The organism is Amycolatopsis sp. MtRt-6 (assembly GCF_017308975.1).
GTDB lineage: Bacteria > Actinomycetota > Actinomycetes > Mycobacteriales > Pseudonocardiaceae > Amycolatopsis.
In genome coordinates, this window is record NZ_JADWPD010000006.1 from 187,914 (window position 1) to 212,018 (window position 24,105).

Genomic DNA, 24,105 nt, shown 5'->3' on the forward strand with positions numbered 1-24,105 from the left:
CGGCCCCGGCAGGTAGCGTGCAACGTGTGCTGACCGTCTCCACCGTGAACGTCAACGGCCTCCGCGCCGCCGCCAAAAAGGGCTTCGTCGAGTGGCTCGCCGCCACGAAGGCCGACGTCGTCGCCTGCCAGGAGGTGCGGGCCGACGCCAGTCAGCTGCCCGCCGAGGTCGTCGAGCCCGACGGGTGGTTCTCGGTGCACGCGCCGTCGGCCGTCAAGGGGCGCAACGGCGTCGCCGTCTACAGCCGCGTCGAACCCGAAGAGGTGCGCATCGGCTTCGGGGAGCCCGAGTTCGAGGACAGCGGTCGCTACCTCGAGGTGCACCTGCCGAACGTCGTGGTCGCGAGCCTCTACCTGCCCAGCGGGGACGTCGGCACCGAACGCCAGGACGAAAAGGAACGCTTCATGGCCGCGTTCCTGCCCTACCTCGTCGAGCTGCGGGCGAAGGCCGCCGCGGCCGGGCGAGAGGCCGTCGTCGTCGGGGACTGGAACATCGCCTACGACACCGTCGACCTCAAGAACTGGCGCGGCAACCGCAAGAACTCCGGCTTCCTGCCCGAGGAACGCGCCTGGCTCGGCCGCGTCTACACCGAGGCCGGCTACACCGACGTCCAGCGCCGGCTCGACCCGGACGGCCCCGGCCCGTACACCTGGTGGTCCTACCGCGGGCAGGCCTTCGACAACGACTCCGGCTGGCGCATCGACTGCCAGCTCGCGACCCCGGGGCTCGCCGAGAAGGTCGTCGAGGTCGTGGTCGAGCGGGCGGCCGCCTACGACCAGCGCTGGTCCGATCACGCGCCGGTCACCGCGACCTACGACATCGACTTCTAGCCACCACTATCCGGTGAACGGCCTGCCGAACAGCGGCAAAGCCCAGCGTGCACCGGCATTGCGAACGACGAGTGAGCCTGACCGGCCACGCTCTACTTCAGGTAGTAGTTCACGGCCGCAAAACCACCCACCCGGGTGGTCAGAGTGAACCCTGGGGGCGCCCGGACCGTATAACCGGATGAGCGCTACTCTCGCTCCCGAGTTGATCAGAACCGACAGGTCTTGACACGCTCGGTAGTTTTCTGACCAGTAGCACGCAACGTCTCACTCGGATGGGTGAGCGTTACTCGCGGGAGGCACTCCGGTGCGCAACCCAGGTCGAACCCTGTTGCGGTCCACCCTGCGCGGTTCCCGCGCGGCCGTGGTGGTCACGCTCGTCCCGGCGGGCCTGCTCCTGGCCGGCGCCGGCAGCGCGTTCGCCGCCGTCACGACGACCGCGCAGTCCGGCACCAACGCGGAGAGCTTCGGCGTGCTCGGCCCCGTCGGGCTGGTCGCCGTCGCGCTGGGCATCGTCGGCATGACGCTGGGTGTGCTGCGCCAGCGCCGCAAGACCCGGGCCGCCGCGGCGCTCGCCGAGGCCACCCCGGTCGTGCCGGACGGGCCGGTCACCGCGATGGCCGAAGCCGTGCTCGCCGAGCCCATGCTCCGCGAGCCCATGATCCCCGAGCCCATGCTCGCCCAGCCCATGCTCGCCCAGCCCGTGCTCGCCGAACCCGACGTCACGCCGACGCGCCCGTTCCTCGCGCCGCGGCCGAACGCCTGAGGGCCCTCCGCGTCCGCCGGTCGTCCCGGCCTGGAAGAATCCTGACGTGTCCGAAGAACAGACCGTCGCAGCAGAGCGCCGCCCGCGGGTCCTGTCCGGGATCCAGCCCACCGCCGACTCGTTCCACCTCGGCAACTACCTCGGCGCGCTGCGCCAGTGGGTGCGGATGCAGGACACGCACGAGACGTTCTACTGCGTCGTCGACCTGCACGCGATCACCGTCGAGCAGGACCCGAAGGTGCTGCGCCAGCGCACCCGCGTCTCGGCCGCCCAGCTGCTGGCCATCGGCATCGACCCGCAGCGCAGCGCCCTGTTCGTGCAGAGCCACGTCCCGGAGCACGCGCAGCTGAGCTGGGTGCTGGAGTGCCAGACCGGCTTCGGCGAGGCCGGCCGGATGACGCAGTTCAAGGACAAGTCCGCGAAGCAGGGCGCCGACCGCTCGAGCGTCGGCCTGTTCACGTACCCGATCCTGCAGGCCGCGGACATCCTGCTGTACCAGGCCGACGCCGTCCCGGTCGGTGAGGACCAGCGCCAGCACCTGGAGCTGACGCGCAACCTCGCGCAGCGCTTCAACAACCGGCTGGGCAAGACGTTCGTGGTGCCGGAGCCGTACATCATCAAGGACACGGCGAAGATCTACGACCTCCAGGACCCGACGAGCAAGATGAGCAAGTCGGCGTCCAGCGCGAACGGCCTCGTCGAACTCCTCGAAGACCCGAAGCGCTCGGCGAAGAAGATCCGGTCGGCGGTCACCGACACCGGCCGCGAGGTCAAGTTCGACGCCGAGAACAAGGCGGGCGTGTCGAACCTGCTGACGATCTATTCGGCGCTGACCGAGCGGACGATCACCGACCTCGAAGCCGCGTACGAAGGCAAGGGCTACGGCGACCTGAAGAAGGACCTCGGCGAGGTCTTCGTCGAGTGGGTGACGCCGATCCAAGACCGTGTGAAGTCCTATTTGGACGACGTCGCGGAGCTGGACAAGGTGCTGGCCGCCGGGGCGGAACGCGCGCGCGAAGTGGCGTCGAAGACCCTGGCGAAGACGTACCAGCGGATCGGGTTCCTGCCGCCGGTGCGGTGAAGCTGATCCTGCTCAACGGCCCGCCGGGCAGCGGCAAGTCGACGCTCGCCCGGCGCTACGCCGCCGACCACCCGCCGGCGTTGGCACTGGACGTGGACCACATCCGCGCAATGCTCGGCGGCTGGCGTTCGGCTCCGGGCGAGGCGGGGCCTGCTGGCGCGTGACATCGCGGTGGCGGCGGCACGCACGCACCTGACCGCGGGCCACGACGTGGGGGTGCCGCAGCTGGTGGCCCGGCCGGGGTTCCCCGAACGGCTCGACGCGCTGGCGAGCGAATGCGGGGCGAGCTTTCACGAGGTTGTGCTGCCAGGGGGCCAGGGGCACCGCCCCGAAACTTCCCCGCCCTCCCTGGGGGGCGTGCCCAAGTCCAGTCTATCGGTGCCTACCGACGAAACCGGGTTTCGCGGCCGGGAACAAGCATCCTGTCCACAACTGCCCCAGCCTGTGGACAGAAGCCCCGGTAGGGCGAACCTCCCTCACCTGAGCCGCTCGCGTTGCGGGGTTCACGGTGCGTGGTTAGCGTTTCACGGTGGCGACCGAAGAAAAGGAAAAGCTGCTGCCGCGGCTGCGGCGGAAGTACCCGTGGCTCGATCACCTCATCCGGGCCAACGACGCCTTCACCGAGCGGTACGGCAACCACTACGCCGCCGCCATCACCTACTTCAGCGTGCTCTCCGTCTTTCCGCTGTTCATGGTCGCCTTCGCCGTTGTCGGGCTCGTCGTCAACCACGACCAGACGATCATCGCGAAGATCACCGACGGCATCAACAACTCCGTGCCCGAAGGTCTCAAGGACCTCGTCAACGGCATCGTCAAGGGCGCGCTCGACTCCGGCGGCGGGATCGGGATCTTCGGCCTCCTCATCGCCCTTTACTCCGGCATCGGCTGGATGTCGAACCTGCGGGACGCCCTCACCGCGCAGTGGGGCCAGGAAAAACAACCGCAGCCGATCGTCAAGCAGACGCTCAAGGACCTCGTCGCGCTGATCGGGCTCGGCGTCGCCCTCGTCGTCTCCTTCGCGCTGACCGCCGTCGGGGGTGGCGTTGGGCAGTTCCTGCTCGAACTCGTCGGGCTCGAACAGGCCACCTGGGCCATCGTGCTGCTCCGCGGGGCGACCATCGTGCTCGGGCTCGCCGCGAACACCCTCGTCTTCGTCTGGGTGATCGCCCGCCTGCCGCGGGAACGCGTCGCGCTGCGCAGTGCCGTCAAGGGCGCCGTCGTCGCCGCCATCGGGTTCGTCATCCTGCAGCAAGTCGGGTCGATCTACCTGGCCAGCGTCACGAAGTCGCCGTCGGCCGCGCTGTTCGGGCCGGTCATCGGTCTTCTCGTCTTCGCGAACCTCGTCTCGCGGTTCCTCCTGCTCATCACGGCGTGGACCGCGACGGCCAAGGAGAACGAACGCAAGGTCATCGCGCCCCCGCCGCCCGTGCGGCTCGAGCAGCACGTCACCGTGCAGCGCGGACCCGGCCTCGGCGCCGTCGCCGGGGCCTTCAGCGCCGGCGCGCTGCTCGCGTGGCTCGGCGGCCGACGGCGGTCCTGACCGAGGGATGCCCGCACGCCGGCTGGCTCTTCGCGGACGGACCAGCTGTGACGGGCCCCGGTTTCCGCTAGCCCGCGGCCCTCTTGCGCTGGTGCCCGACCACGAACCCGCCGACGATGATCAGGAACACCACCAGCGTGATGATCCAGCCGGTGACGCCGAACGGGTCCTCCTTCGCCGCCGAGGCGGCCGAGGACGTGCTGCCGTTGCCGGTGCCGCCGTCGGCGAGCTCCGCGGGGTCGCCGTCCGGTGCCGTCACGGTCGGCGCCTGGTAGGTGATCTGGCCGACCGGCACGGCCCGGTCGGCTTCCAGCGCGAAGCCGTAGTCGAGCAGCTTCGCCGCCTGGTCGACCACCTTGGTCGGCTTCTGCTCGGCGCGCAGCATGACGACCGCGAGCCGCTTCCCCTTGCGCTGCGCCGCGCCGACGTAGGTGTGGCGGGCGTCGTCGGTGAAACCGGTCTTGCCGCCGAGGAAGCCGGGGTAGACGCCGAGCAGCTTGTTGTCGTTGTAGATCGGGATCGCCGGCTTGCCGCCGGTCGGCGGGATCTCGAAGCTCTTCGTCGCGACGACCTTCGCGAACTCCGGCTGCTTCATCGCGTAGTGGAAGATCAGGCTGATGTCGTACGCCGAGGTCGACATGCCCGGCCCGTCCAGGCCCGACGGCGTCGCGGCACGCGTGTCGAGCGCGCCGATCTTCGCGGCCAGCGCGTTCATCTTCGCCACCGTGGCGTCGACCCCGCCGAGCGCCGTGGCGAACGCGTGCGCGACGTCGTTGCCCGAGTGCATCAGCAGGCCGTGCAGCAGCTGGTCGACGGTGTACCGGCCGCCGGCGACGAGGCCCATGCAGGTGCACTCCTGCTCGGCGTCCTCCTTCGTCGCGACGATCGGCTGCTGCGGGTCGAGCTGGGTGACGACGACCAGCGCGAGCAGCGTCTTGATCAGCGACGCGGGCCGCTGCCGGGCGTGCGGGTCCTTCGCCGCGATGACCGCGCCGGTGTCGAGGTCCTGCACCAGCCACGACGCCGCGGTGTTGCCGTCCGGCGGGTTGAGCGCGCCGTCCGGGGTGATGAGGCCGCACTCGGCCATCCGGTCGCCACCGGCCGGGACCGCGGGCACGGCCAGCGGAGCCGGTGACGGCTGGCCCGGCGCGGGCCTTTCCGACGTGTCGACCGGCGGCGGGGGTGCCTGGCGGTTCGCGCACTGGCCCTGCTGCGGCGCGGCGGCGGCCATGGCCGGCGTGCTCAGGGCCAGGAGGGCGGCGGCGAGCGTCGTCGTGAAGACCTTGAGCGACCGGGAGACAACGGAGTGCACCCACGCAATCTAGCGCCGCGACCGCCGCCGCATACTGGGGCATGCGCATTTCACGCGGCACCTCGCTGTTCCTGCTGGCCTTCGGTGTGTGGTCGTGGATCATCTGGATCACCTTCGCCAAGAACCTCTGGGACAGCGACCGGGCCTGGACCCCCGACGGCTCGCCCACCGCCTACTTCGTCGTGCACGCCGTGCTGACCGTCGTCTCGTTCGTGCTCGGCACGATCATCGGCGTGCTCGGCTGGCGCGGCGTGCGCGCGAATTCACGCGTCGACGCCTGAATCCCCTCCTTGGTCGGTGGCGCGGCCCGGCGGCCCGGTTTAGGTTGGCGCCACCGAACCTGGAGGTGGAATGTCCCGTTTACGTCGAATGGCGGCCCCGCTCGTGCTGGCCGTCGGAGGCGGCCTGTTCGCGGCGGCCCCGGCCGCGGAGGCCGCGCCGGTCGCCTGCGACACGACGAGCACGCCGTACACCTACGTCGTGACGTACCAGCCGGGCACCCGCGAGCCGGCCGTCGACAAGGAACTGGCGGCCAAGTGCGGCACGAAGGTCGCCTACTACGCCGAAATCGGTGTCGCGATCGCGAGCTCGCGCAACGCGGACTTCCAGCAGAAGATCGGCGTCTACCGGGCCTATTCGGGCGCCAAGGACGTGGCTTCCCAGGGCGCCGCGGCTTCCGCCCGCTCGCTGGGCGCGGTGCGGACGCTGGAGGACACGCGGTCCGTGGCCGCCGCCGGTGACCTGTCCGCGCAGCAGTGGGACATGAAGGCGATCCACGCGCCCGAAGCGAACAAGATCTACCAGGGCAGCCGCGCGGTGACGGTCGGCGTGCTCGACTCGGGCATCGAGGCGACGCACCCGGCGCTGAAGGCGGCCGTCGACCCGGCCGCTTCGGCGGGCTGCGTCACCGGGGCACCGGATTCGACGCCGGCCTCCTGGGCACCGACGACGTCGGACCACGGCACGCACGTGGCGGGCACGATCGCGGGCAAGGACCCGGCGGCGGGCTTCACGGGCGTCGCCCCGGGCGTGCGGCTGGCCGCGGTGAAGGTCGTCAACGACTCGGGCTACATCTTCCCGGAGTCGGCGGTCTGCGGGTTCGTGTGGGCGGCCCGGCACGGGTTCGCGGTGACGAACAACAGCTACTACATCGACCCGGGCCTGTTCTACTGCCCGAAGCAGCCGGGCGACGCGGCGGCGTTCGAGGCGGTCCGCCGGGCGGTGGAGTTCTCGACACGCCGCGGCGTGCTGAACGTGGCGGCGGCGGGCAACGACAGCCTCGACACGACGAAGCCGGAGACGGACCCCAACCGCCCCCACCCGGTGGACTCGACGTGCGGCATCCTCCCGAAGGCGATCGACGGCGTCGTGAACGTGTCGTCGGTCGGCTACGCGGGCACGAAGTCGGGCTTCAGCAACTACGGCGACATCGACGTGACGGCACCCGGCGGCGACTTCGCCCAGACGCCACCGGAGGGCGCCGGCCCGGCATGCCCGCTGTCAACGGTGGTCGGCGGCAAGTACGGCTCGAAGTGCGGCACGTCAATGGCCTCCCCGCACGCAGCGGGCGTGGCGGCGCTGATCGCATCCCGCCACCGCGGAATCCCCCCGCAGCTGCTGGCCAAGGTCCTGGAGAGCGAAGCGGACGCGGTGAAGTGCGCGGCCACGGACACGGCCTGCACGGGCCCGGCGAAGAACAACTCGTACTACGGCCACGGCCTGGTGGACGCCCTGGACGCAGTGCGCTGACCGGATGACGGGAGCACCCCGGACCCAGCAAAGGAGCAGGGTGGTCATCCCGTCGCCTGAGGCCGTGAAATCACTTTGAGCCGGGCCCGCAACACACAGCGCAACGCGAGGGGACAGCGCAAGCTTGCGGGCCCGGCTCAAAGTGATAGGCCTCGTTCAGGCGACGGGATGACCACCCAGCGGCCCACCTCTCAAACGTGAGGGGACAGCGCTCCCCGTGGTCATCCCAGAGCCTGCCCGTCCGGCGAGGACAATCTTTTTTGCCACGGCAGGCTTCTGCCGCGGCTGGGCTGCGGGTCCGACCTCCCCCGCCCCTCCGTTCGGATTGTCAGTCGCCGCCCGGGTTTGTCAAGGCGGGAAAGCGTGCCTTGACAAACCCGGTCGTCGACTGAAGAGAAGGCTGGGATGAGGGGCGGGGGAGGCCTGGTGACGTCGTTGGTCGGCTCGCGTTGCCGGCCGCCGGTTCGCCTTCTTTCTCTCTCCCCCCCCCGGCCCTCCCCGTGCCTCTAGAACTCAAACGCGCTTGAACAGCAGGGCGCGCTTCACTTCCTGGATCGCCTTGGTCACCTGGATGCCGCGGGGGCAGGCGTCCGTGCAGTTGAACGTCGTGCGGCAGCGCCAGACGCCTTCGCCGTCGTTCAGGATGTCCAGGCGCTCCTCCGACCCCTCGTCGCGGGAGTCGAAGATGAAGCGGTGGGCGTTGACGATCGCCGCCGGGCCGAAGTACGAGCCGTCGTTCCAGTACACCGGGCAGGACGATGTGCAGCACGCGCAGAGGATGCACTTCGTCGTGTCGTCGAAACGATCCCGGTCGGCCTGGGACTGGATGCGCTCGCGCGTCGGCTCGTTGCCGTAGGTGATCAGGTACGGCTTGATCGCGCGGTACGCCTCGAAGAACGGGTCCATGTCGACGTAGAGGTCCTTCAACGTCGTCAGGCCCTTGATCGGGGCGATCGTGATCGTGGTCTTCTTGCCGCTCTTCTCCAGCAGGTCCTTCATCAGGACCTTGCAGGCGAGCCGGTTGATGCCGTTGATCTGCATCGCGTCGGACCCGCACACGCCGTGGGCGCACGAACGGCGGAACGAGAACGTGCCGTCGATGTAGTCCTTGACGTAGAACAGCAGGTTGAGCAGCCGGTCGGTGCGCTGCGCCGGGACGTCGTAGGACTCCCAGTGCGGCTCCGAATCCACCTCCGGGTTGAACCGCAGGATCTTCAGCGTGACCGTGATCGGGGTGTGCTCGTCCGCAGCAGCAGGAGCGTCCTCAGTGGTGGCCGCAGTCATCAGTACTTCCGCTCCATCGGCTCGTAGCGGGTGAAGGTGACCGGCTTGTAGTCCAGCCGGATGTCGGACGACAGACCGGAGCCCTGCTTGTAGGCCATGGTGTGCCGCATGAAGTTCGTGTCGTCGCGGTTCGGGTAGTCCTCGCGGGCGTGGCCGCCGCGGGACTCCTTGCGCGCCAGCGCGCCCACGATCAGGACCTCGGCCAGCTCCAGCAGGAAGCCCAGCTCGACGGCTTCGAGCAGGTCGGTGTTGTACCGCTTGCCCTTGTCCGCCACGGTGATCCGCTGGTACCGCTCCTTCAGCGCCTGGACGTCGGTCAGCGCCTGCTTCAGCGTGTCCTCGGTCCGGTACACCGACGCGTGCGAGTCCATCGTCTGCTGCATTTCCTTGCGGATGTCGGCGACGCGCTCGTCGCCGTGCTCCGACAGCAGGCCCGCCAGCTGCTCCTCGACCAGCGCGGTCGGGTTTTCCGGGAGTTCGACGTGCTCGTGCGCCAGCGCGTACTCCGCGGCGGCGATGCCGGCGCGGCGGCCGAACACGTTGATGTCCAGCAGCGAGTTCGTGCCGAGCCGGTTGGAACCGTGCACGGACACGCACGCGACCTCGCCCGCGGCGTACAGGCCGGGTATGACGTTCTCGTTGTCCCGCAACGCTTCGCCGTGGATGTTGGTCGGGATGCCGCCCATGACGTAGTGGCACGTCGGGAACACCGGCACCGGCTCCTTGACCGGGTCGACGCCCAGGTAGGTCCGGGAGAACTCCATGATGTCCGGGAGCTTCGCGTTCAGCGTCTCCTCGGGGATGTGCGTGACGTCGAGGACGACGTAGTCCTTGTTCGGGCCACAACCCCGGCCCTGCAGCACTTCCTGCACCATGGAGCGCGCCACGATGTCGCGCGGCGCGAGGTCCTTGATGGTGGGGGCGTAGCGCTCCATGAACCGCTCGCCGGAGGCGTTGCGCAGGATCCCGCCCTCGCCGCGGACGGCTTCGGAAATGAGAATCCCCAGGCCCGCGAGGCCGGTCGGGTGGAACTGGAAGAACTCCATGTCCTCCAGGGGCAGGCCCTTGCGGAAGATGATGCCGAGACCGTCACCGGTGAGGGTGTGCGCGTTCGACGTCGTCTTGAAGATCTTGCCCGCGCCGCCGGTGGCGAACACGATCGACTTCGCCTGGAAGACGTGCAGCTCGCCGGTGGCCAGCTCGTAGGCGACGACGCCGGAGGCGACCGGGTTGCCGTTCTCGTCCGGGGTGGTGACGAGGTCGAGCACGTAGAACTCGTTGAAGAACTCCGTGCCGTACTTGACGCAGTTCTGGTACAGCGTCTGCAGGATCATGTGGCCGGTGCGGTCCGCGGCGTAGCAGGCGCGGCGGACCGCGGCCTTGCCGTGGTCACGCGTGTGCCCGCCGAACCGGCGCTGGTCGATCTTGCCTTCGGGCGTGCGGTTGAACGGCAGGCCCATCTTCTCGAGGTCGAGGACGGCGTCGATGGCCTCCTTCGCCATGATCTCGGCGGCGTCCTGGTCGACCAGGTAGTCGCCGCCCTTGATCGTGTCGAAGGTGTGCCACTCCCAGTTGTCCTCTTCGACGTTCGCCAGCGCGGCGCACATGCCGCCCTGGGCCGCGCCGGTGTGGGACCGGGTCGGGTAGAGCTTGGTGAGGACCGCGGTGCGGGCGCGCTGGCCGGACTCGATGGCCGCGCGCATGCCGGCGCCGCCGGCACCGACGATCACCACGTCGTACTTGTGGAACTGCATGGCAGGAGGTCTCCGGGGCTTCAGTTCGCGGGCATGTTCGGGTCGAAGGTGAAGATCACCATCGTGCCGACGGCCAGGATCAGCACCATCGAGACGTAGAGCAGGATCTTCAGCCAGAACCGCGTGCTGTCCTTGCGGGCGTAGTCGTCGATGATCGTGCGCAGCCCGTTGCCGCCGTGGATCTCGGCGAGCCACAGCATCGACAGGTCCCAGAACTGCCAGAACGGCGAGGCCCAGCGGCCGGCGACGAAGCCCCAGTTGATCCGGTGCACGCCGCCGTCGAGGATGTTCATGATCAGCAGGTGGCCGAGCACCAGGACGACCAGCGCGAGGCCGGAGATCCGCATGAACAGCCAGCTGTAGAGCTCGAAGTTGCTGCGGCGCGCGGCGGGGCGCTTCGGCGAACGGGGGCTGGCGAGAGCGAGGTCGGCCATGTCAGTTACCCCCGAAGAGCATTTCGGCGGTGCGCTTCAGCATGAAGAACGCACCGGGAACCATCACGACGACCCAGACGACGCCGATGACCCACGTCATGGCCTTCTGCAGCTGCGGGCCCTTCGACCAGAAGTCGACCAGCATGACGCGGATGCCGTTGAGCGCGTGGAACAGCACCGCGCCGACCAGCCCGACCTCCAGGAGGTTCACGAGCGGCGTCTTGTAGGTCTCGATGACCTGGTCGTAGGTGTTCGGCGACACGCGCACCAGCGCGGTGTCGAGCACGTGCACGAACAGGAAGAAGAATGTGAGCACGCCGGTGATGCGGTGCAGGACCCAGGACCACATGCCGGGGTCGCCCCGGTAGAAGGTCCCCTGCCGGCGTGAGGCACCCGCCCGATCGCTCGCCGCCGCCTCTGGGGCGGTGCTCGCCGTGGTGGACATCGGTGAACGGCCTCCAACGTCTGACTGTGCGCCCGGTGGCCGTGAGGTCCGCTGTCGCCGCGGGAACGGCGGCTATGCCGAGATCAACGTCATCGAGCCTGGATGAATCGGATGCTAGACCCGCCCCCGGAAGGCGGCTCACCTCCGGGTTCCCCTCTGTGATGGACCAGACACCCGGACGCGCGCCGAGTGTGGGCGCCGTCACAGCGCCGGGGTCCACTATGGACACGTCGCGGCCGTGCGGGGCCTGTTCGCCCACCCGGCTGACCCACGATCGAGTGGTGATCGTCCGGAGCGGCCTGGAACGATTCGGAAGAGCGGCTGGCCAGTGTCGTCTCACAGAGTGATCGGAGTGGTCCAGCCCTCGGTCGGCCTGGCACGCTGAGTGACAGCAAACGGGCTTTCGGTCGTCCCAGGGAACTCTGGTACCGCCGAAAGCCGCGCTGGGCGGCCGGGATGATCACGGTCGGTGTCCAGTTCGTCGCGCGTGCGACTCGTGAGTAAACGTTTGTGTTACGTAGCGTGCCTTTCCTATGGCGCATTCCTGTCCGGCGGGTACGGTCTGGCGGTCGACCCGGCAGTAGGGCCGGGTCGTGCCCTTGACCATCCGCTGGATCAGCGGGGAGGGAGAATCACGTTGCGTCGCATGCGTGGAACCGCGCTGGCCGCCGCGGCCATGGCCGGGGTGCTCACCCTGGCCGGGTGCGCCAAGGACTCGGGCGGTGGCAGCACCAACAACACCGCGGCTTCGTCGGGTGGTTCCGACTGCATCACCGCGCCGAAGCCGCCCGCGGCGCCCGCCGCCGCCAGCAGCTCGGCGGCAGCCGGTGAGAAGGTCGACGGCAGCAAGCTCAAGATCGGCCTGGCCTACGACGTCGGCGGCCGGGGTGACGCGTCCTTCAACGACGCCGCCGCCGCGGGCACCGACAAGGCGAAGGCCGAGCTCGGCGTGACGACGGTCAGCGAGAGCACCGCCGGCTCCAGCGAGGCCGAGTCGGCCAAGCAGCAGCGCCTCGACCAGATGGCCGCCACTGGCCTGAACCCGATCATCGCGGTCGGCTTCGCCTACGCGCCGGCGGTCAAGGTCGTCGCGGCCAAGTACCCGAACACCAAGTTCGCCATCGTCGACGACGACTCGATCACGCTGCCGAACGTGACGTCGCTGGTCTTCGCCGAGGAGCAGGGCTCGTTCCTGGCCGGCGTCGCCGCCGCGTACAAGAGCAAGAACTGCCACATCGGCTTCGTCGGCGGTGTCAACACCCCGCTGATCCAGAAGTTCGAGGCCGGCTTCCTGCAGGGCGCGAAGACCGTTTCGTCCAAGATCAAGATCGAGGACGAGTACCTCACCCCGGCCGGTGACTTCTCCGGGTTCCAGGACCCGCCGAAGGGCAACGCGAAGGCCGCGGCCGAGATCGCCAAGGGCGCGGACGTGATCTACCACGCCGCCGGCGCCTCGGGTAAGGGCGTGTTCGACGCCGCGAAGGCGGGCAACGCGCTGGCCATCGGTGTCGACTCCGACCAGTACAACCAGAAGACCGTCGAGGCCGACAAGGACATCATCATCACGTCGATGCTCAAGCGCGTCGACGTCGCGGTGTTCGACTACGTGCGGGCCGTCGCCAAGGGCGACCTGACGACCCTGCCGAAGCGGTTCGACCTCAAGGTCGACGGCGTCGGCTACGCCACCTCCGGTGGCAAGATCGACGACATCAAGGACGTCCTGGACGGCTACAAGGCCCAGATCATCGCGGGCCAGATCACCGTTTCGGACAAGCCGCAGAAGTAACTCAGTGCGCGCCGGGGCTCGGAGGATTTTCTCCTCCGGGCCCCTCACGCGTTTACACGAGATATGGAATTCTCCCGCCCATGAGCACAGCCGAGGCCCCGGCCGAGGCCGTCCCCGACCGGGGCGCCCCCGCCGTCCAGCTGACCGGGATCACCAAGCGCTTTCCCGGCGTGGTGGCCAACTCCGACGTCAACCTCACCGTCGCCGCGGGCGAGGTGCACGCCATCTGTGGCGAGAACGGCGCCGGCAAGTCCACCCTGATGAAGATCCTGTACGGCATGCAGCCGCCGGACGAGGGCACCATCGCGATCAACGGCGAAGAGGTGAAGCTGCGCAACCCGCAGGACGCCATCCGCGCCGGCATCGGCATGGTGCACCAGCACTTCATGCTCGCCGACAACCTGACCGTCGGCGAGAACGTCTTCCTCGGCGCCGAGGGCCTGCACGGCATCGGCCGCGCCGCCCGGGCCAGGCTGGCCGAGCTCGCCGAGCGGACCGGCCTGCACGCCAAGCCGGAGACGCTGCTGGAGGAGCTCGGGGTCGCCGACCGCCAGCGCGTCGAGATCGTCAAGGTGCTCTACCGCGGGGCGAAGATCATCATCCTCGACGAGCCGACCGCGGTGCTGGTCCCGCAGGAGGTCGACGCGCTCTTCGACACCGTGCGGGAGATGAAGGACGGCGGCTACACCTTCCTCTTCATCTCGCACAAGCTCGACGAGGTCCGCGCGATCGCCGACACCGTCACGGTGATCCGGCGCGGCACGACCGTCGGCACCGCCGACCCGAAGACCATCACCTCCCGCCAGCTCGCGGAGATGATGGTCGGGTCCGAGCTGCCCAGCCCGGAGACCCGCGAGTCCACGGTCACCGACCGGGACGTGCTGCGGCTGACCGGGCTGACGCTGGGCGCCGAGGGGTCGGACCGCAACGCGCTCGACGACGTCTCCTTCACCGTGCACGCGGGCGAGGTGCTCGGCATCGCCGGTGTCGAGGGCAACGGCCAGACCGAGCTGGTCGAGACGATCATGGGCATGCGCAAGCCGTCGGGCGGCACGATCGAGCTGGTCGATGCCGATGGCAAGGCGCGGGACATCACCAAGGCGGGCACGCTGGCGCGGCGCGAGGCGGGCATCGGCTACATCGCCGAGGACCGCACCCGGCACAGCCTGCTGCTCACGCAACCGTTGTGGGTCAACCGGATCCTCGGCTACCAGACCCGTGAACCGGTCTCGAAGGGCCAGTTGCTCGACATCGCGGGCGCCCGCGCCGACACCGAGCGGATCGTCCGCGACTACGACGTCCGCACGCCGGGCATCGACGTCCCGGCCGCGGCGCTCTCCGGCGGCAACCAGCAGAAGCTGATCGTCGGGCGCGAGCTGTCCGGCAACCCGGTGCTGCTCATCGCGTCGCACCCCACGCGGGGTGTCGACGTCGGCGCGCAGGCGCTGATCTGGGAGAACATCCGCCAGGCCCGCGCCGACGGCCTCGCGGTGCTGCTGATCTCCGCCGACCTCGACGAGCTGATCGGCCTGTCCGACACGATCCGGGTCATGCTGCGCGGCCGCCTCGTGAGCGAGGCCGACCCCGCCACCGTGACCCCGCAGGAACTGGGCTCCGCGATGACCGGCGCGGGAGAGGGTGACGAAGAATGACCTCCTGGCGCACGAAACTGCTGCCACCGCTGCTGGCGATCGTCTTCGCCGTGCTGCTGTCGGCGATCGCGCTGATCATCTCCGGGGCCGACCCGCTGCAGGCGTACGGCACGATGATCGGCCAGATGTTCAAGGGCTCGACCGCGGTCGACACGGTGAACCTGGCGACCGTCTACTACCTGTCCGGGCTCGCGGTGGCCATCGGCTTCCAGATGAACCTGTTCAACATCGGCGTCGAGGGCCAGTACCGGTTCGCCGCCGTCGTCGCGGCCATCGCCGGCGGCGCCATGAAGCTGCCGCCGGTGATCCACGTCGTCGCGATCCTGGTGGTCGCGGTCGTCGCGGGCATGGCGTACGCGGCGATCCCGGCGATCCTCAAGGTCACCCGCGGGGTCAGCGAGGTCATCTCGACGATCATGCTCAACGCGATCGTCGCCGGCATCATCGCGTTCCTCATCAACGCCGACCAGTTCGGCGTGCAGACCGGCAACAACATCGGCACCCGCGTGATCGAGCCGTCCGGCCGGATCCCCGGCATCCCGCTTGGCTCGGGCACGCTCTTCGGGTTCGTCTTCATCGCCGCGATCGTCGGCGGTGCCTACTGGTTCATGCTCAACCGCACGCGGTTCGGCTTCGAGCTGAAGGCGTCCGGCGAGTCCACCACCGCGGCCGCCGCGGGTGGTGTCAACGCCAAGAAGATGACGCTGATCGCGATGCTGCTCTCCGGTGGCGTCGCCGGCCTGGTCGCCATGCCGGAGCTGCTCGGCCGCGACTACAGCTACGGCATCACCGCGACCCAGATGTACGGCTTCACCGGCATCGCGGTCGCGCTGCTCGGCCGCAACCACCCCGGCGGCATCGCGCTCGGCGCGCTGCTGTGGGCGTTCCTCGACACCTCCGCGGTGTCGCTGGAGCAGATCAACGTGTCCAAGGAGATCGCGACGATCATGCAGGGCATCATCGTGCTGTCGGTCGTCGTGGCGTACGAGATCGTGCGCCGGGCCGACCTCGCGGCGGAACAACGCCGGGTCGGGCGCGCGCTCGCCGGCCGCAAGGGTTCCTCGGTCAGCGAAGGGGGTGCGGTGTGATCACCGACGTCGCTCCCGAATCCGGCTCGACCATGCCGGTGCAGCGCAAGCGGGGCCGGATCCCCGGCTGGCTGCGCGGGGTGATCTGGGCCGTGGTCGCCATCGTCGTCATCTCGGCGGCGTCGTACTCCACCGGCGTCGCCGCGCTGACGTCGTCGAACACCGCGCAGACGGCGTTGCGCCTGGCGCTGCCGATCCTGCTCTGCGCGCTGGGTGGCCTCTGGGCCGAACGCGCGGGCGTGGTGAACATCGGCCTCGAGGGCATGATGATCCTCGGCACCTGGGGCGCCGCCTGGGGTTCCTACAACGGTGGCGTGTGGGCCGGCCTGATCGCCGCGATCGTGTTCGGCGCGCTCGGCGGGCTGCTGCACGCGGTGGCGACGGTGACGTTCAACGTCAACCACATCGTCTCCGGTGTCGCGATCAACCTGCTCGGCCTGGGCATCACGAAGTACCTGGCGAACCTGATCTTCGCGCCGATCTCCGGCAACCCGCGGCAGTCGCCGGTGGTGCCGAAGTTCGACACCTACTCGGCGACGTTCCTCTCGGACTGGCTCGGCGACCTGGAGAAGGAGCAGCGCGTCGGCATCTCCGACGTCGCCGGCATCCTGCGCGGGCTCGTCACCGAGGTGGCGCCGCTGACGATGCTGGCGATCATCCTGGTGCCGGTGAGCTTCTGGGTGCTCTGGCGCACCCGGTTCGGCCTGCGGCTGCGCTCCTGTGGCGAGAACCCGGTGGCGGCCGAGTCCCTCGGCGTCAACGTCTACCTGCACAAGTACGTGGCCGTGGTCATTTCGGGCGCGTTCGCCGGCATGGGTGGCGCTTCGCTGGTGCTGCTGCGCGGCGGCGCGGACTACCTGGAGAACCAGACGAACGGCCGCGGGTACATCGGCCTCGCGGCGATGATCTTCGGCAACTGGCGGCCGGGCGGCCTGCTCGGCGGCGCGGCCCTGTTCGGCTACGCGGACGGCCTCCAGCTCGCCGGCGGCGGCGAAGCGGTGCTCGCGCTGCTGTACGGCGCGGTGATCCTGGTCGGCGTGATCGTCGTGGTGCAGTTGTTCCGCCGCCAGTGGATCGCGGCCGGGCTCGGCGTCATCGGCGCCGGTGTGCTGTACGCGATTTACTGGTCGAACGACACGCTGCCGTCCGACCTGATCCCGTACACCGCGCACTTCGTGACGCTGATCGTGCTGGCGGTGGCCTCGCAGCGGCTGCGGCCGCCGAAGGCCGACGGGCAGCCGTACCGACGGGGTGAGGACTGAGTGTCTACTGTGGATTGGGACGCGCTGCGTTCCCAGGCGATCGAGGCTGCTTCCCATGCGTACGCGCCTTATTCGGGGCTGCACGTGGGGGTCGCCGGGATCGTCGACGACGGCCGGGTCGTGACCGGGTGCAACGTCGAGAACGCTTCCTACGGCCTCGGGCTGTGCGCTGAGTGCACGATGGCCGGCCAGCTGCGGCTGTCCGGCGGCGGCCGCCTGGTCGCGGTCGCTTGCCGGTCCGGTGCCGGTGACCTGCTGATGCCGTGCGGGCGCTGCCGGCAGGTCCTGTTCGAGCTGGGCGGGTCCACGTGCCTGGTGGACACGCCGCGTGGCGTGCTGCCGATGTCCGACGTGCTGCCGGACGCGTTCGGCCCGGACGACCTGCCGTGAGCGCGTTCGCGGCGGTCGATGTCATCCGGACGAAACGGGACGGCGGCACGCTTTCCGACGAGCAGATCGACTGGGTCGTCGACGCCTACACCCGTGGTGACGTCGCCGAAGAGCAGATGTCGGCGCTGGCCATGGCGATCTTCCTGCGCGGGATGACGTCGGCCGAGATCTCCCGGTGGACGCACGCGATGATCGCGTCGGGGGAGCGGCTGTCGCTGCCGGTCTCCCGGCCCACGGTCGACAAGCACTCGACGGGCGGCGTCGGCGACAAGATCACGCTGCCGCTGGCGCCCCTGGTGGCGGCGTGCGGCGCGGCGGTGCCGCAGCTGTCGGGCCGCGGGCTCGGCCACACGGGCGGGACGCTGGACAAGCTGGAGTCGATCCCGGGCTGGCGGGCGGCACTGTCCACTTCGGAGATCCAGGCGCAGCTGGAGGACGTCGGCGCGGTGGTCTGCGCGGCGACGTCCGGGCTGGCGCCGGCGGACAAGAAGCTGTACGCGCTGCGGGACGTCACCTCGACGGTGGAGTCGATCCCGCTGATCGCCAGCTCGATCATGAGCAAGAAGATCGCGGAGGGCGCGTCGGGGCTGGTCCTGGACGTGAAGTTCGGGTCGGGCGCGTTCATGAAGACCCTCGACCAGGCGCGTTCGCTGGCTGCCGCGTTGACCTCGATCGGCGCTGATCACGGCGTCCCGACGACGGCGTTGCTGACGGACATGAACGTCCCGCTGGGGCGGGCGGTCGGCAACGCGGTGGAGGTCGCGGAGTCGGTCGAGGTGCTCCAGGGCGGCGGTCCCGCCGACGTCGTCGAACTGACGGTGGCGTTGGCCAGGGAGATGCTGGCGTTGGCCGGTGTTTCCGCGGACCCGGCCGCCGTGCTGGCTTCCGGTGCGGCGTACGAGGTCTGGTGCCGGATGATCTCGGCCCAGGGCGGGGACCCTGCCGCGCCGCTGCCGGCGCCTTCGCACGTCCACGTCGTCGAGGCGCCTTCGTCGGGCGTGCTGGCTTCGCTGGACGCGTACGCGGTGGGCGTCGCGGCCTGGCGGCTGGGTGCCGGCCGGGCCCGCAAGGAGGACCCGGTCCAGGCCGCGGCGGGCGTGCTGTGCCTGGCCAAGCCGGGCGACCGGGTCTCGGCCGGTGACCCGCTCCTGGAGCTGCACACGGACACACCCGACGCGGTCCCCGCGGCCCTGGCCGCCCTCGAAGGCGGCTTTACGATCGCCGACTCGGCACCTGAGCCGGGCCCGATCGTCGTGGAGACGATCCGCGCAGAGGTGTGACGATCGTCGCGAAGATGATCACCCGTCCGAGTGAGATCTGAAGCATGAGAAAGGCCCCCACCGGATCCCGGTGGGGGCCTTCTTCAGATGCCTACTCCGTGGCTTCTTCCGAGCTTTCGCCCGCCTTGGCCTTGGCGTCGGCCGGCTTCGGTGCGCGGCCGTTGCGGCTGCTGCGGCGCGGCTGGCGCGGGGCCGGCGGGGGCGGGGCGATCTGCTGGACCGCCGGGCCGCCGCCGAGCATCAGCTCCGCGAACGTCGCCATCGCCTCGTCGAGCTGGCCGCCGATGCGGCGGACGCTCTCGTCGTTGCTCTTGCGGACCAGCGAGTCGACCGAGTCGGTGTCCGGCTGCTTCGACAGCGTGCCCTCGACCTTGGCCAGGCCGCTCTTCACCGTGCCGTCGAGGTCGCCGAGGCTCGCCATGAAGCCGTCCTCGACCTTGTCGAGGCGGGAGGCCAGGTCGTCGAGGCGGGTGGTGACCGTTTCGAGCCGGTTGCCCAGGTTCTCCAGCCGGTCGGACGCGTCGATCATCTCGCCCGTCTCGGTCAGCGCGACCTTGAGCGCCTCGGTGTTCGCGTCGATCCGCTCGTGCGTGGTGCGGCCCAGCTCGCCGACGCGCTCCTGCGTGACGCGGCTGAGCTCGTCGACCTTGTTCCGCAGCTCGTGGTCCGTGGTGTCGACGCGCTCGCGCAGCGTCGACTCGGCCTGCTCGATCCGCTCGCGGACCGGGCCGTGCACCGACTGCGGCAGCGACTCGAGCTTCGCGTCCTGCTTGTCCAGGTGCCCGCCCAGCTCGTCGAGCCGCCGGTGGATGTTCTGGAGCTTGTCCTCGAGCCCGTCCATCCGGCCGGCGACACCCTCGAAGCGGGCGGCGACGCCGTCGAGACGGCCGTCGAGCTGCGCGAAGGGCTTGGCGAGCTTGTCGACGATGCTCTCGACGGCCCGGGTCAGCGCGGCGATCGCGGTGTCCTGGGCCTCGAGGCGGGACATCGTCTCGTCGAGGCGCTCGGCCAGGACGCTGACCTCGGTGCGGTCGGGCATTTCGGACAGCCGCTTGCGGACCGCGCCCAGCGAGTCCACCGGCGCGAGGCGGGCGTAGATGTCGTCGAGCGCGTCGAAGATCTGCTGCTGCTCGCTCTCACGCACTTCGGCCGCGCGCACCAGCATGTTGCGCATCCGGTCGAAGGACGGGGCGGCAATGTGGTTGTCAGTGGTCACTGCTGTGTGTCCTTCGTCGGCGGGGAAATGGAGGGACGTGCCACGAAGCTTATCGATTGCAAAAATTGCTGTCTGTATGGCCCCCGTGAAGAGGCTATTGCGGAGGCAGCCCCCGGATGGCCGATTCGGGACATGATCCTCAACGCTGAGGGTTAGCCCGAGCCTGAGAGTTACGGCCATGTAGGGGAATGACAACGAGGTTACCGTTGGGGGATGCCTGACGAAAGCCCTGTTCTGCCCACCGAGACACTCCGCCGCGCACCCAAGGTGCTGCTGCACGACCACCTCGACGGCGGCCTGCGCCCGGCGACCGTCGCCGAGCTCGCCGACGCGACCGGTTATGCCGGTTTGCCCACCACCGACCCGGCCGAGCTGGGCAGCTGGTTCCGCCGAGCGGCCGACTCCGGCTCACTCGTTTCCTACCTCGAGACCTTCGCGCACACCTGCGGGGTGATGCAGACGGAGGAAGCGCTGGTCAGGGTTGCCGCGGAGGCGGTGGAGGACCTGGCCGCCGACGGCGTCGTCTACGCCGAGGTGCGCTACGCCCCGGAGTTGTTCGTCGAACGCGGTCTGTCACTCGATGCGGTGGTTGAGGCCGTCCAGGCGGGGTTCACGGAGGGCACACGGCGGGTGGCCGCGAACGGAGGCACGATCCGCGTCGGGACGTTGCTCTGCGCGATGCGCCAGCACGCCCGCGCGCTCGAGATCGCGAACCTGGCCGTCCGCTACCGTGACGCCGGCGTGGCCGGGTTCGACATCGCCGGGCCCGAGGACGGATTCCCGCCCACCCGCAATCTCGACGCGTTCGAATATCTGCGTCAGAACAATGCGCACTTCACCATTCACGCGGGTGAAGCATTCGGTTTGCCGTCCATTTGGGAAGCGATTCAGCACTGCGGCGCCGAGCGGCTCGGGCACGGCGTGCGCATCGCCGAGGACATCAAGACCGACGCCGACGGCACGGTCCACCTTGGACGGTTGGCCGCCTACGTCAGGGACCGCCGCATCCCCCTGGAGATCTGCCCGACGTCGAACGTCCAAACAGGCACGGTCGGCTCGATCGCCGAGCACCCCATCGGCCTGCTCGCCAAGCTGCGCTTCCGGGTGACGGTGAACACGGACAACCGGCTGATGAGCGGATGCACGATGACCAGCGAATTCGCGGCGCTGCACGAGACGTTCGGCTATGGTCTCGACGACTTCCGCTGGTTCACGATCAACGCGATGAAATCCGCGTTCATCGATTTCGACGCCCGGCTCGCGCTCATCGACGACGTCATCAAGCCCGGGTACGCCGCGCTCGCCTGACCTTCCCCGCCAAGGACCGCAACTCGTTTGCGGTCCTTAGCCATGCCAACTATCGTTCACTATGTAGGAACAGCTTCTCAATATTTGAGACGGTGGCGAAGATGGCGCAGGTCGTGGAGTTTTCGACGAGTCGGCGGCGATGGCTCGTCCTCGCGCTCGGCCTCGCCGCACAGACCGCGAGCTGTTCGTTCCTCTACGGCATCCCGTTCCTGGTCCCGGCGATGCGCGCCGCCGAGGGGCTGACGCTGGCGGAGGCCGGCACGGTCGTCGCGGCGCCGAGCATCGGGCTGTTGTTCACCCTGATCGTGTGGGGTGCGGCTGCGGACCGTTACGGAGAGCGCCTCATCATGGCCCTTGGCCTGGGCGTCTCGGGGTTACTCCTGGTGTACGCCGGGACAGGAAGTCACCCGGTCGGGCTCCTCTTTGGGGTGTTTTTGGCGGCGGGTGCCTGTACGGCTTCGGTGAACGCGGCGAGCGGTCGCGTGGTGATGGGCTGGTTCGCGAAGTCCGAGCGGGGCGTGGCGATGGGGATCCGCCAGACGGCCCAGCCGCTCGGCGTCGGCGTCGCGGCGCTGGGCCTGCCCCCGCTGGCCGCGCACTTCGGCTTCCGGGCGGCGGTCCTGCTGCCGGCCGGGCTGGCGATCGTGGTGGCGCTGCTGGTGGCGTGGCTGGTGACGGACCCGCCGCGCCCGCCGCGTGCGGCTTCCGGGGAGAGGCCGCCGTCGCCGTACCGGCACGCGGCGCTGTGGCGGGTGCACGGGGCGAGCGCGCTGCTGGTGGTGCCGCAGTTCGCGGTGTCGGCGTTCGCGCCGGTCTACCTGGTGGCGGTGCAGCACTGGAGCCCGTTGAGCGCGGGCTGGTACCTGGCGGTGGTCCAGGTGCTGGGGGCCTTCGGACGGCTGGGGTCGGGCTGGTGGTCGGACCGGGTGGGCAGCCGCCTGCGCCCGATGCGGCAGCTGGCGGTGTCGAGCTGCCTGGTGATGCTGCTGGTGGCGCTGGGGGACGCGGCTTGGCCGTGGCTGGTGCTGCTGGCGCTGGCGCTGGCGGGGGTGATCACGGTGGCGGACAACGGCCTGGGCTTCACGGCGTCGGCCGAGCTGGCGGGCCTGGCATGGTCCGGCCGCGCGATGGGCACGCAGAACACGGCCCAGAACGTCGCGGCCTCCCTGACACCGCCGCTGCTGGGCCTGGTGATCGGCGACAGCAGGTACGCACTCGCCTTCTGCGTGGCGGCGGTGTTCCCGGCCCTGGCGGTGCTGCTGGTCCCGATCCGCGCGGAACACCCGGAGCCGTGATGCCCCTCCAATCACGCGAGATGCCCGCTGGGGCACGTGAGATGCCCCTCCAATCACGCGAGATGCCCGCTGGGACACGTGAGATGCCCCTCCAGTCACGCGAGATGCCCCACCGGACCGGCCACGCGAGACGCGCGAGCTGCCCGGGCATGTGCCCCGAAACGGCGCCCAGCCCGCGGGGGCGCCCCCCGGGTCCAGCGTATCGGCCGCTCCTGACGGAAAGCTGCTCTCCGGGGCATGCTCGGCTGAGTTGTCCACATCCGGCTGCGCCTGTGGATGGGGCCGCGGCGAACGCGCCGACACGACGAAGGCCGCCTCCCCAACCTGCGGGAGGCGGCCCTCGGCCAAGTACAGATCAAGCCACCGTCAGGCGGTTCTCGAACGTCTCCACGAGCTTCCGCCAAGCGCCCTGCTCGGCGTCGAACGGCGCCGACGGCTCCAGCCGCGACGGGTCCGGGCGCAGCACGAACGACACCAGCCAGCCCAGGCTTTCGTTGCCCGCCAGTGCCGTCTCGGCCGAGTCGTCGCCCGCCCACTCCGCCGCGTCCGTGATCAGCTCGACCGCCAGCTCCAGCTGCGTCGGGTCGATCGCCTCCGGGCCCTCCGCGATGTCCGCGTCCAGGCCCGTCAACACGTACGTGTTCTCCGGGTCGACCTCGATCTCGAGCTCGCCCGCCGTGGCCTTGGCCAGGACCTCGTCCCACGTGGACACGTCCGCGAGGTCCGTGTCGGCCAGGTCCTTGCCGTCCGCGAGGGCCCTGGCGAGCGCGCCGGTCGACGTGAACACGTCGATCTCGCCCTCGCTGCCCAGGAACACCGGGGCGTCGTCGAGGTAACAGCGCAGCGTGTAGTACTCCGCGCCGGACGTGATGATCTTGATCGGGTCGATGCCGACCTCGGCCCAGAAGCCGACCGGGCCCTCTTCTTCTTCCTCGTCGTCTTCCGAGGACAGAGCCTCGAGGTCCTCTTCACCCTCCGCGCCGGCCTCGGCCTCGGCGGACTCCTCGTGGAACGCGGCCAGCTCCTCGGCCGTCTGCTCCAGCACCTTCTCGTCGACCTCCGGCTGGGTCACCAGGCCGTCGATCGCGTCGAGCACGGTGTCCCACTTCTGCGACACCGTCTCGGACAGGTCGTTCCACACCTGGACGCCGACGCTCCCGGTGAACGGCAGCGTGCCCTGGTCGAGCAGCGAGAAGCCCTCGGTCGAGTCGAGGATCTCGTGGACCTCCTCGAGGTCGCACACGTCGGCGAGCGACCGCACGATGCCGACGATCTCCGCCAGCTCGGCGATGTGCCAGACGTCCGGCTCCTCGGCGACCAGCTCCGGCACGCCGACGAGGTCGTACGTGTGGTCCTCGTCCGGGATCAGCTCGGGCACGTTCAGCGACGGCACCGCGTCCCACGCCGGGTGGTCCAGCAGGTCGTGCCGCTCGGAGGTCCTGACGAAGGCGGCCAGGTGAGCTGCGTCGGCGAAGGCGTACAGGTCGTCCTCGTCGCCGAGGAACGCTTCCCACTCCTCGCCGTCTTCCCGCCAGCGCGGCGCCCACAGGGTGACGACGTCGCCCTGCGGCAGGCCGAGTTCGATCGGGATGATGTCCTGTGCCATTCCTTAGCCCTCCGGAGTACCGCCCGTGTG

At 69.6% G+C, this 24,105-nt stretch carries 21 protein-coding genes and 1 pseudogene; 15 read left to right on the forward strand and 7 right to left on the reverse strand.

Annotation, left to right across the window (positions count from 1 at the left end):
- Positions 1 to 17 precede the first annotated feature (17 nt).
- The 5 genes and pseudogenes from I4Q55_RS13355 to yhjD all read left to right on the forward strand — a co-directional run bounded on the left by I4Q55_RS13355 (position 18) and on the right by yhjD (position 4,214).
- Complete coding sequence (locus I4Q55_RS13355; protein ID WP_206787895.1) at positions 18 to 830, forward strand: exodeoxyribonuclease III; 813 nt, start codon at positions 18 to 20, stop codon at positions 828 to 830.
- Between the two features lie 328 nt (positions 831 to 1,158).
- Positions 1,159 to 1,593, forward strand: a complete 435-nt coding sequence (locus I4Q55_RS13360; RefSeq protein WP_206787896.1) for a hypothetical protein — start codon at positions 1,159 to 1,161, stop codon at positions 1,591 to 1,593.
- A gap of 46 nt (positions 1,594 to 1,639) precedes the next feature.
- Complete coding sequence (trpS, locus tag I4Q55_RS13365; protein WP_206787897.1) at positions 1,640 to 2,674, forward strand: tryptophan--tRNA ligase; 1,035 nt, start codon at positions 1,640 to 1,642, stop codon at positions 2,672 to 2,674.
- Positions 2,671 to 2,992 (forward strand): annotated as a pseudogene (locus tag I4Q55_RS13370) (AAA family ATPase); the annotation flags it as partial. The gene trpS and the pseudogene I4Q55_RS13370, both read left to right, overlap by 4 nt.
- A gap of 211 nt (positions 2,993 to 3,203) precedes the next feature.
- On the forward strand, positions 3,204 to 4,214 hold the full coding sequence (gene yhjD, locus I4Q55_RS13375) for an inner membrane protein YhjD (RefSeq protein WP_206787898.1): 1,011 nt from the start codon (positions 3,204 to 3,206) through the stop codon (positions 4,212 to 4,214).
- A gap of 67 nt (positions 4,215 to 4,281) precedes the next feature.
- On the opposite strand, the gene I4Q55_RS13380 is transcribed toward yhjD, so the two are convergent.
- Positions 4,282 to 5,526, reverse strand: a complete 1,245-nt coding sequence (locus I4Q55_RS13380; RefSeq protein WP_206787899.1) for a D-alanyl-D-alanine carboxypeptidase family protein — start codon at positions 5,524 to 5,526, stop codon at positions 4,282 to 4,284.
- Between the two features lie 41 nt (positions 5,527 to 5,567).
- Here I4Q55_RS13380 and I4Q55_RS13385 point away from each other — a divergent pair, with 41 nt between their 5' ends.
- Positions 5,568 to 5,807, forward strand: coding sequence for an SCO4848 family membrane protein (locus I4Q55_RS13385; RefSeq protein WP_206787900.1), 240 nt, complete (start codon positions 5,568 to 5,570; stop codon positions 5,805 to 5,807).
- 88 nt (positions 5,808 to 5,895) lie between these two features.
- On the forward strand, positions 5,896 to 7,275 hold the full coding sequence (locus I4Q55_RS13390) for a S8 family serine peptidase (protein ID WP_242545889.1): 1,380 nt from the start codon (positions 5,896 to 5,898) through the stop codon (positions 7,273 to 7,275).
- 513 nt (positions 7,276 to 7,788) lie between these two features.
- Here the strand turns inward: I4Q55_RS13390 and I4Q55_RS13395 are convergent.
- From I4Q55_RS13395 to sdhC, 4 genes are read right to left on the reverse strand one after another with little or no spacing between them, the layout of a single operon-like run.
- A complete protein-coding gene (locus I4Q55_RS13395; protein WP_206787904.1) occupies positions 7,789 to 8,559 on the reverse strand; it encodes a succinate dehydrogenase iron-sulfur subunit in 771 nt (256 codons plus the stop codon).
- Positions 8,559 to 10,313: a succinate dehydrogenase flavoprotein subunit gene (gene sdhA / locus I4Q55_RS13400; protein WP_206787906.1), complete on the reverse strand. Its 1,755-nt coding sequence runs from the start codon at positions 10,311 to 10,313 to the stop codon at positions 8,559 to 8,561. The genes I4Q55_RS13395 and sdhA overlap by 1 nt, the downstream gene beginning before the upstream one ends.
- A 20-nt stretch (positions 10,314 to 10,333) precedes the next feature.
- Complete coding sequence (locus I4Q55_RS13405; protein ID WP_206787907.1) at positions 10,334 to 10,747, reverse strand: succinate dehydrogenase hydrophobic membrane anchor subunit; 414 nt, start codon at positions 10,745 to 10,747, stop codon at positions 10,334 to 10,336.
- Between the two features lies 1 nt (position 10,748).
- Positions 10,749 to 11,192, reverse strand: a complete 444-nt coding sequence (sdhC, locus tag I4Q55_RS13410) for a succinate dehydrogenase, cytochrome b556 subunit (RefSeq protein WP_206787908.1) — start codon at positions 11,190 to 11,192, stop codon at positions 10,749 to 10,751.
- Between the two features lie 646 nt (positions 11,193 to 11,838).
- Between sdhC and I4Q55_RS13415 the strand changes: the two genes are divergently transcribed.
- From I4Q55_RS13415 to I4Q55_RS13440, 6 genes are all read left to right on the forward strand, one after another.
- The gene (locus I4Q55_RS13415) at positions 11,839 to 12,978 is read left to right on the forward strand and encodes a BMP family protein (RefSeq protein ID WP_206787909.1); all 1,140 of its coding nucleotides are present in this window, start codon (positions 11,839 to 11,841) and stop codon (positions 12,976 to 12,978) included.
- 80 nt (positions 12,979 to 13,058) lie between these two features.
- A complete protein-coding gene (locus tag I4Q55_RS13420; RefSeq protein ID WP_206787910.1) occupies positions 13,059 to 14,630 on the forward strand; it encodes an ABC transporter ATP-binding protein in 1,572 nt (523 codons plus the stop codon).
- Positions 14,627 to 15,718 carry an ABC transporter permease gene (locus I4Q55_RS13425; protein WP_206787911.1) on the forward strand — a complete coding sequence of 364 codons (1,092 nt, stop codon included), beginning with the start codon at positions 14,627 to 14,629 and terminating at the stop codon, positions 15,716 to 15,718. Before I4Q55_RS13420 ends, I4Q55_RS13425 begins: the two co-directional genes overlap by 4 nt.
- A 32-nt stretch (positions 15,719 to 15,750) precedes the next feature.
- Positions 15,751 to 16,980, forward strand: a complete 1,230-nt coding sequence (locus I4Q55_RS13430; RefSeq protein WP_206788103.1) for an ABC transporter permease — start codon at positions 15,751 to 15,753, stop codon at positions 16,978 to 16,980.
- Positions 16,981 to 17,370, forward strand: coding sequence for a cytidine deaminase (locus tag I4Q55_RS13435; protein WP_206787912.1), 390 nt, complete (start codon positions 16,981 to 16,983; stop codon positions 17,368 to 17,370).
- Positions 17,367 to 18,650 (forward strand): thymidine phosphorylase, encoded by a 1,284-nt coding sequence (locus I4Q55_RS13440; RefSeq protein ID WP_206787913.1) that lies wholly within the window; start codon positions 17,367 to 17,369, stop codon positions 18,648 to 18,650. The genes I4Q55_RS13435 and I4Q55_RS13440 overlap by 4 nt, the downstream gene beginning before the upstream one ends.
- Positions 18,651 to 18,741: 91 nt before the next feature.
- Here I4Q55_RS13440 and I4Q55_RS13445 read toward each other — a convergent pair whose 3' ends face one another.
- Positions 18,742 to 19,866: a PA containing protein gene (locus I4Q55_RS13445; protein ID WP_206787914.1), complete on the reverse strand. Its 1,125-nt coding sequence runs from the start codon at positions 19,864 to 19,866 to the stop codon at positions 18,742 to 18,744.
- 213 nt (positions 19,867 to 20,079) lie between these two features.
- On the opposite strand from I4Q55_RS13445, the gene I4Q55_RS13450 reads away from it, so the two are divergent.
- Positions 20,080 to 21,174 carry an adenosine deaminase gene (locus I4Q55_RS13450; protein WP_206787915.1) on the forward strand — a complete coding sequence of 365 codons (1,095 nt, stop codon included), beginning with the start codon at positions 20,080 to 20,082 and terminating at the stop codon, positions 21,172 to 21,174.
- A 101-nt stretch (positions 21,175 to 21,275) separates the two neighbouring features.
- The gene (locus I4Q55_RS13455) at positions 21,276 to 22,469 is read left to right on the forward strand and encodes an MFS transporter (RefSeq protein WP_206787917.1); all 1,194 of its coding nucleotides are present in this window, start codon (positions 21,276 to 21,278) and stop codon (positions 22,467 to 22,469) included.
- Positions 22,470 to 22,824: 355 nt separating this feature from the next.
- Here I4Q55_RS13455 and I4Q55_RS13460 read toward each other — a convergent pair whose 3' ends face one another.
- Positions 22,825 to 24,075, reverse strand: coding sequence for a primosomal protein (locus I4Q55_RS13460; protein ID WP_206787919.1), 1,251 nt, complete (start codon positions 24,073 to 24,075; stop codon positions 22,825 to 22,827).
- Positions 24,076 to 24,105: the final 30 nt, after the last annotated feature.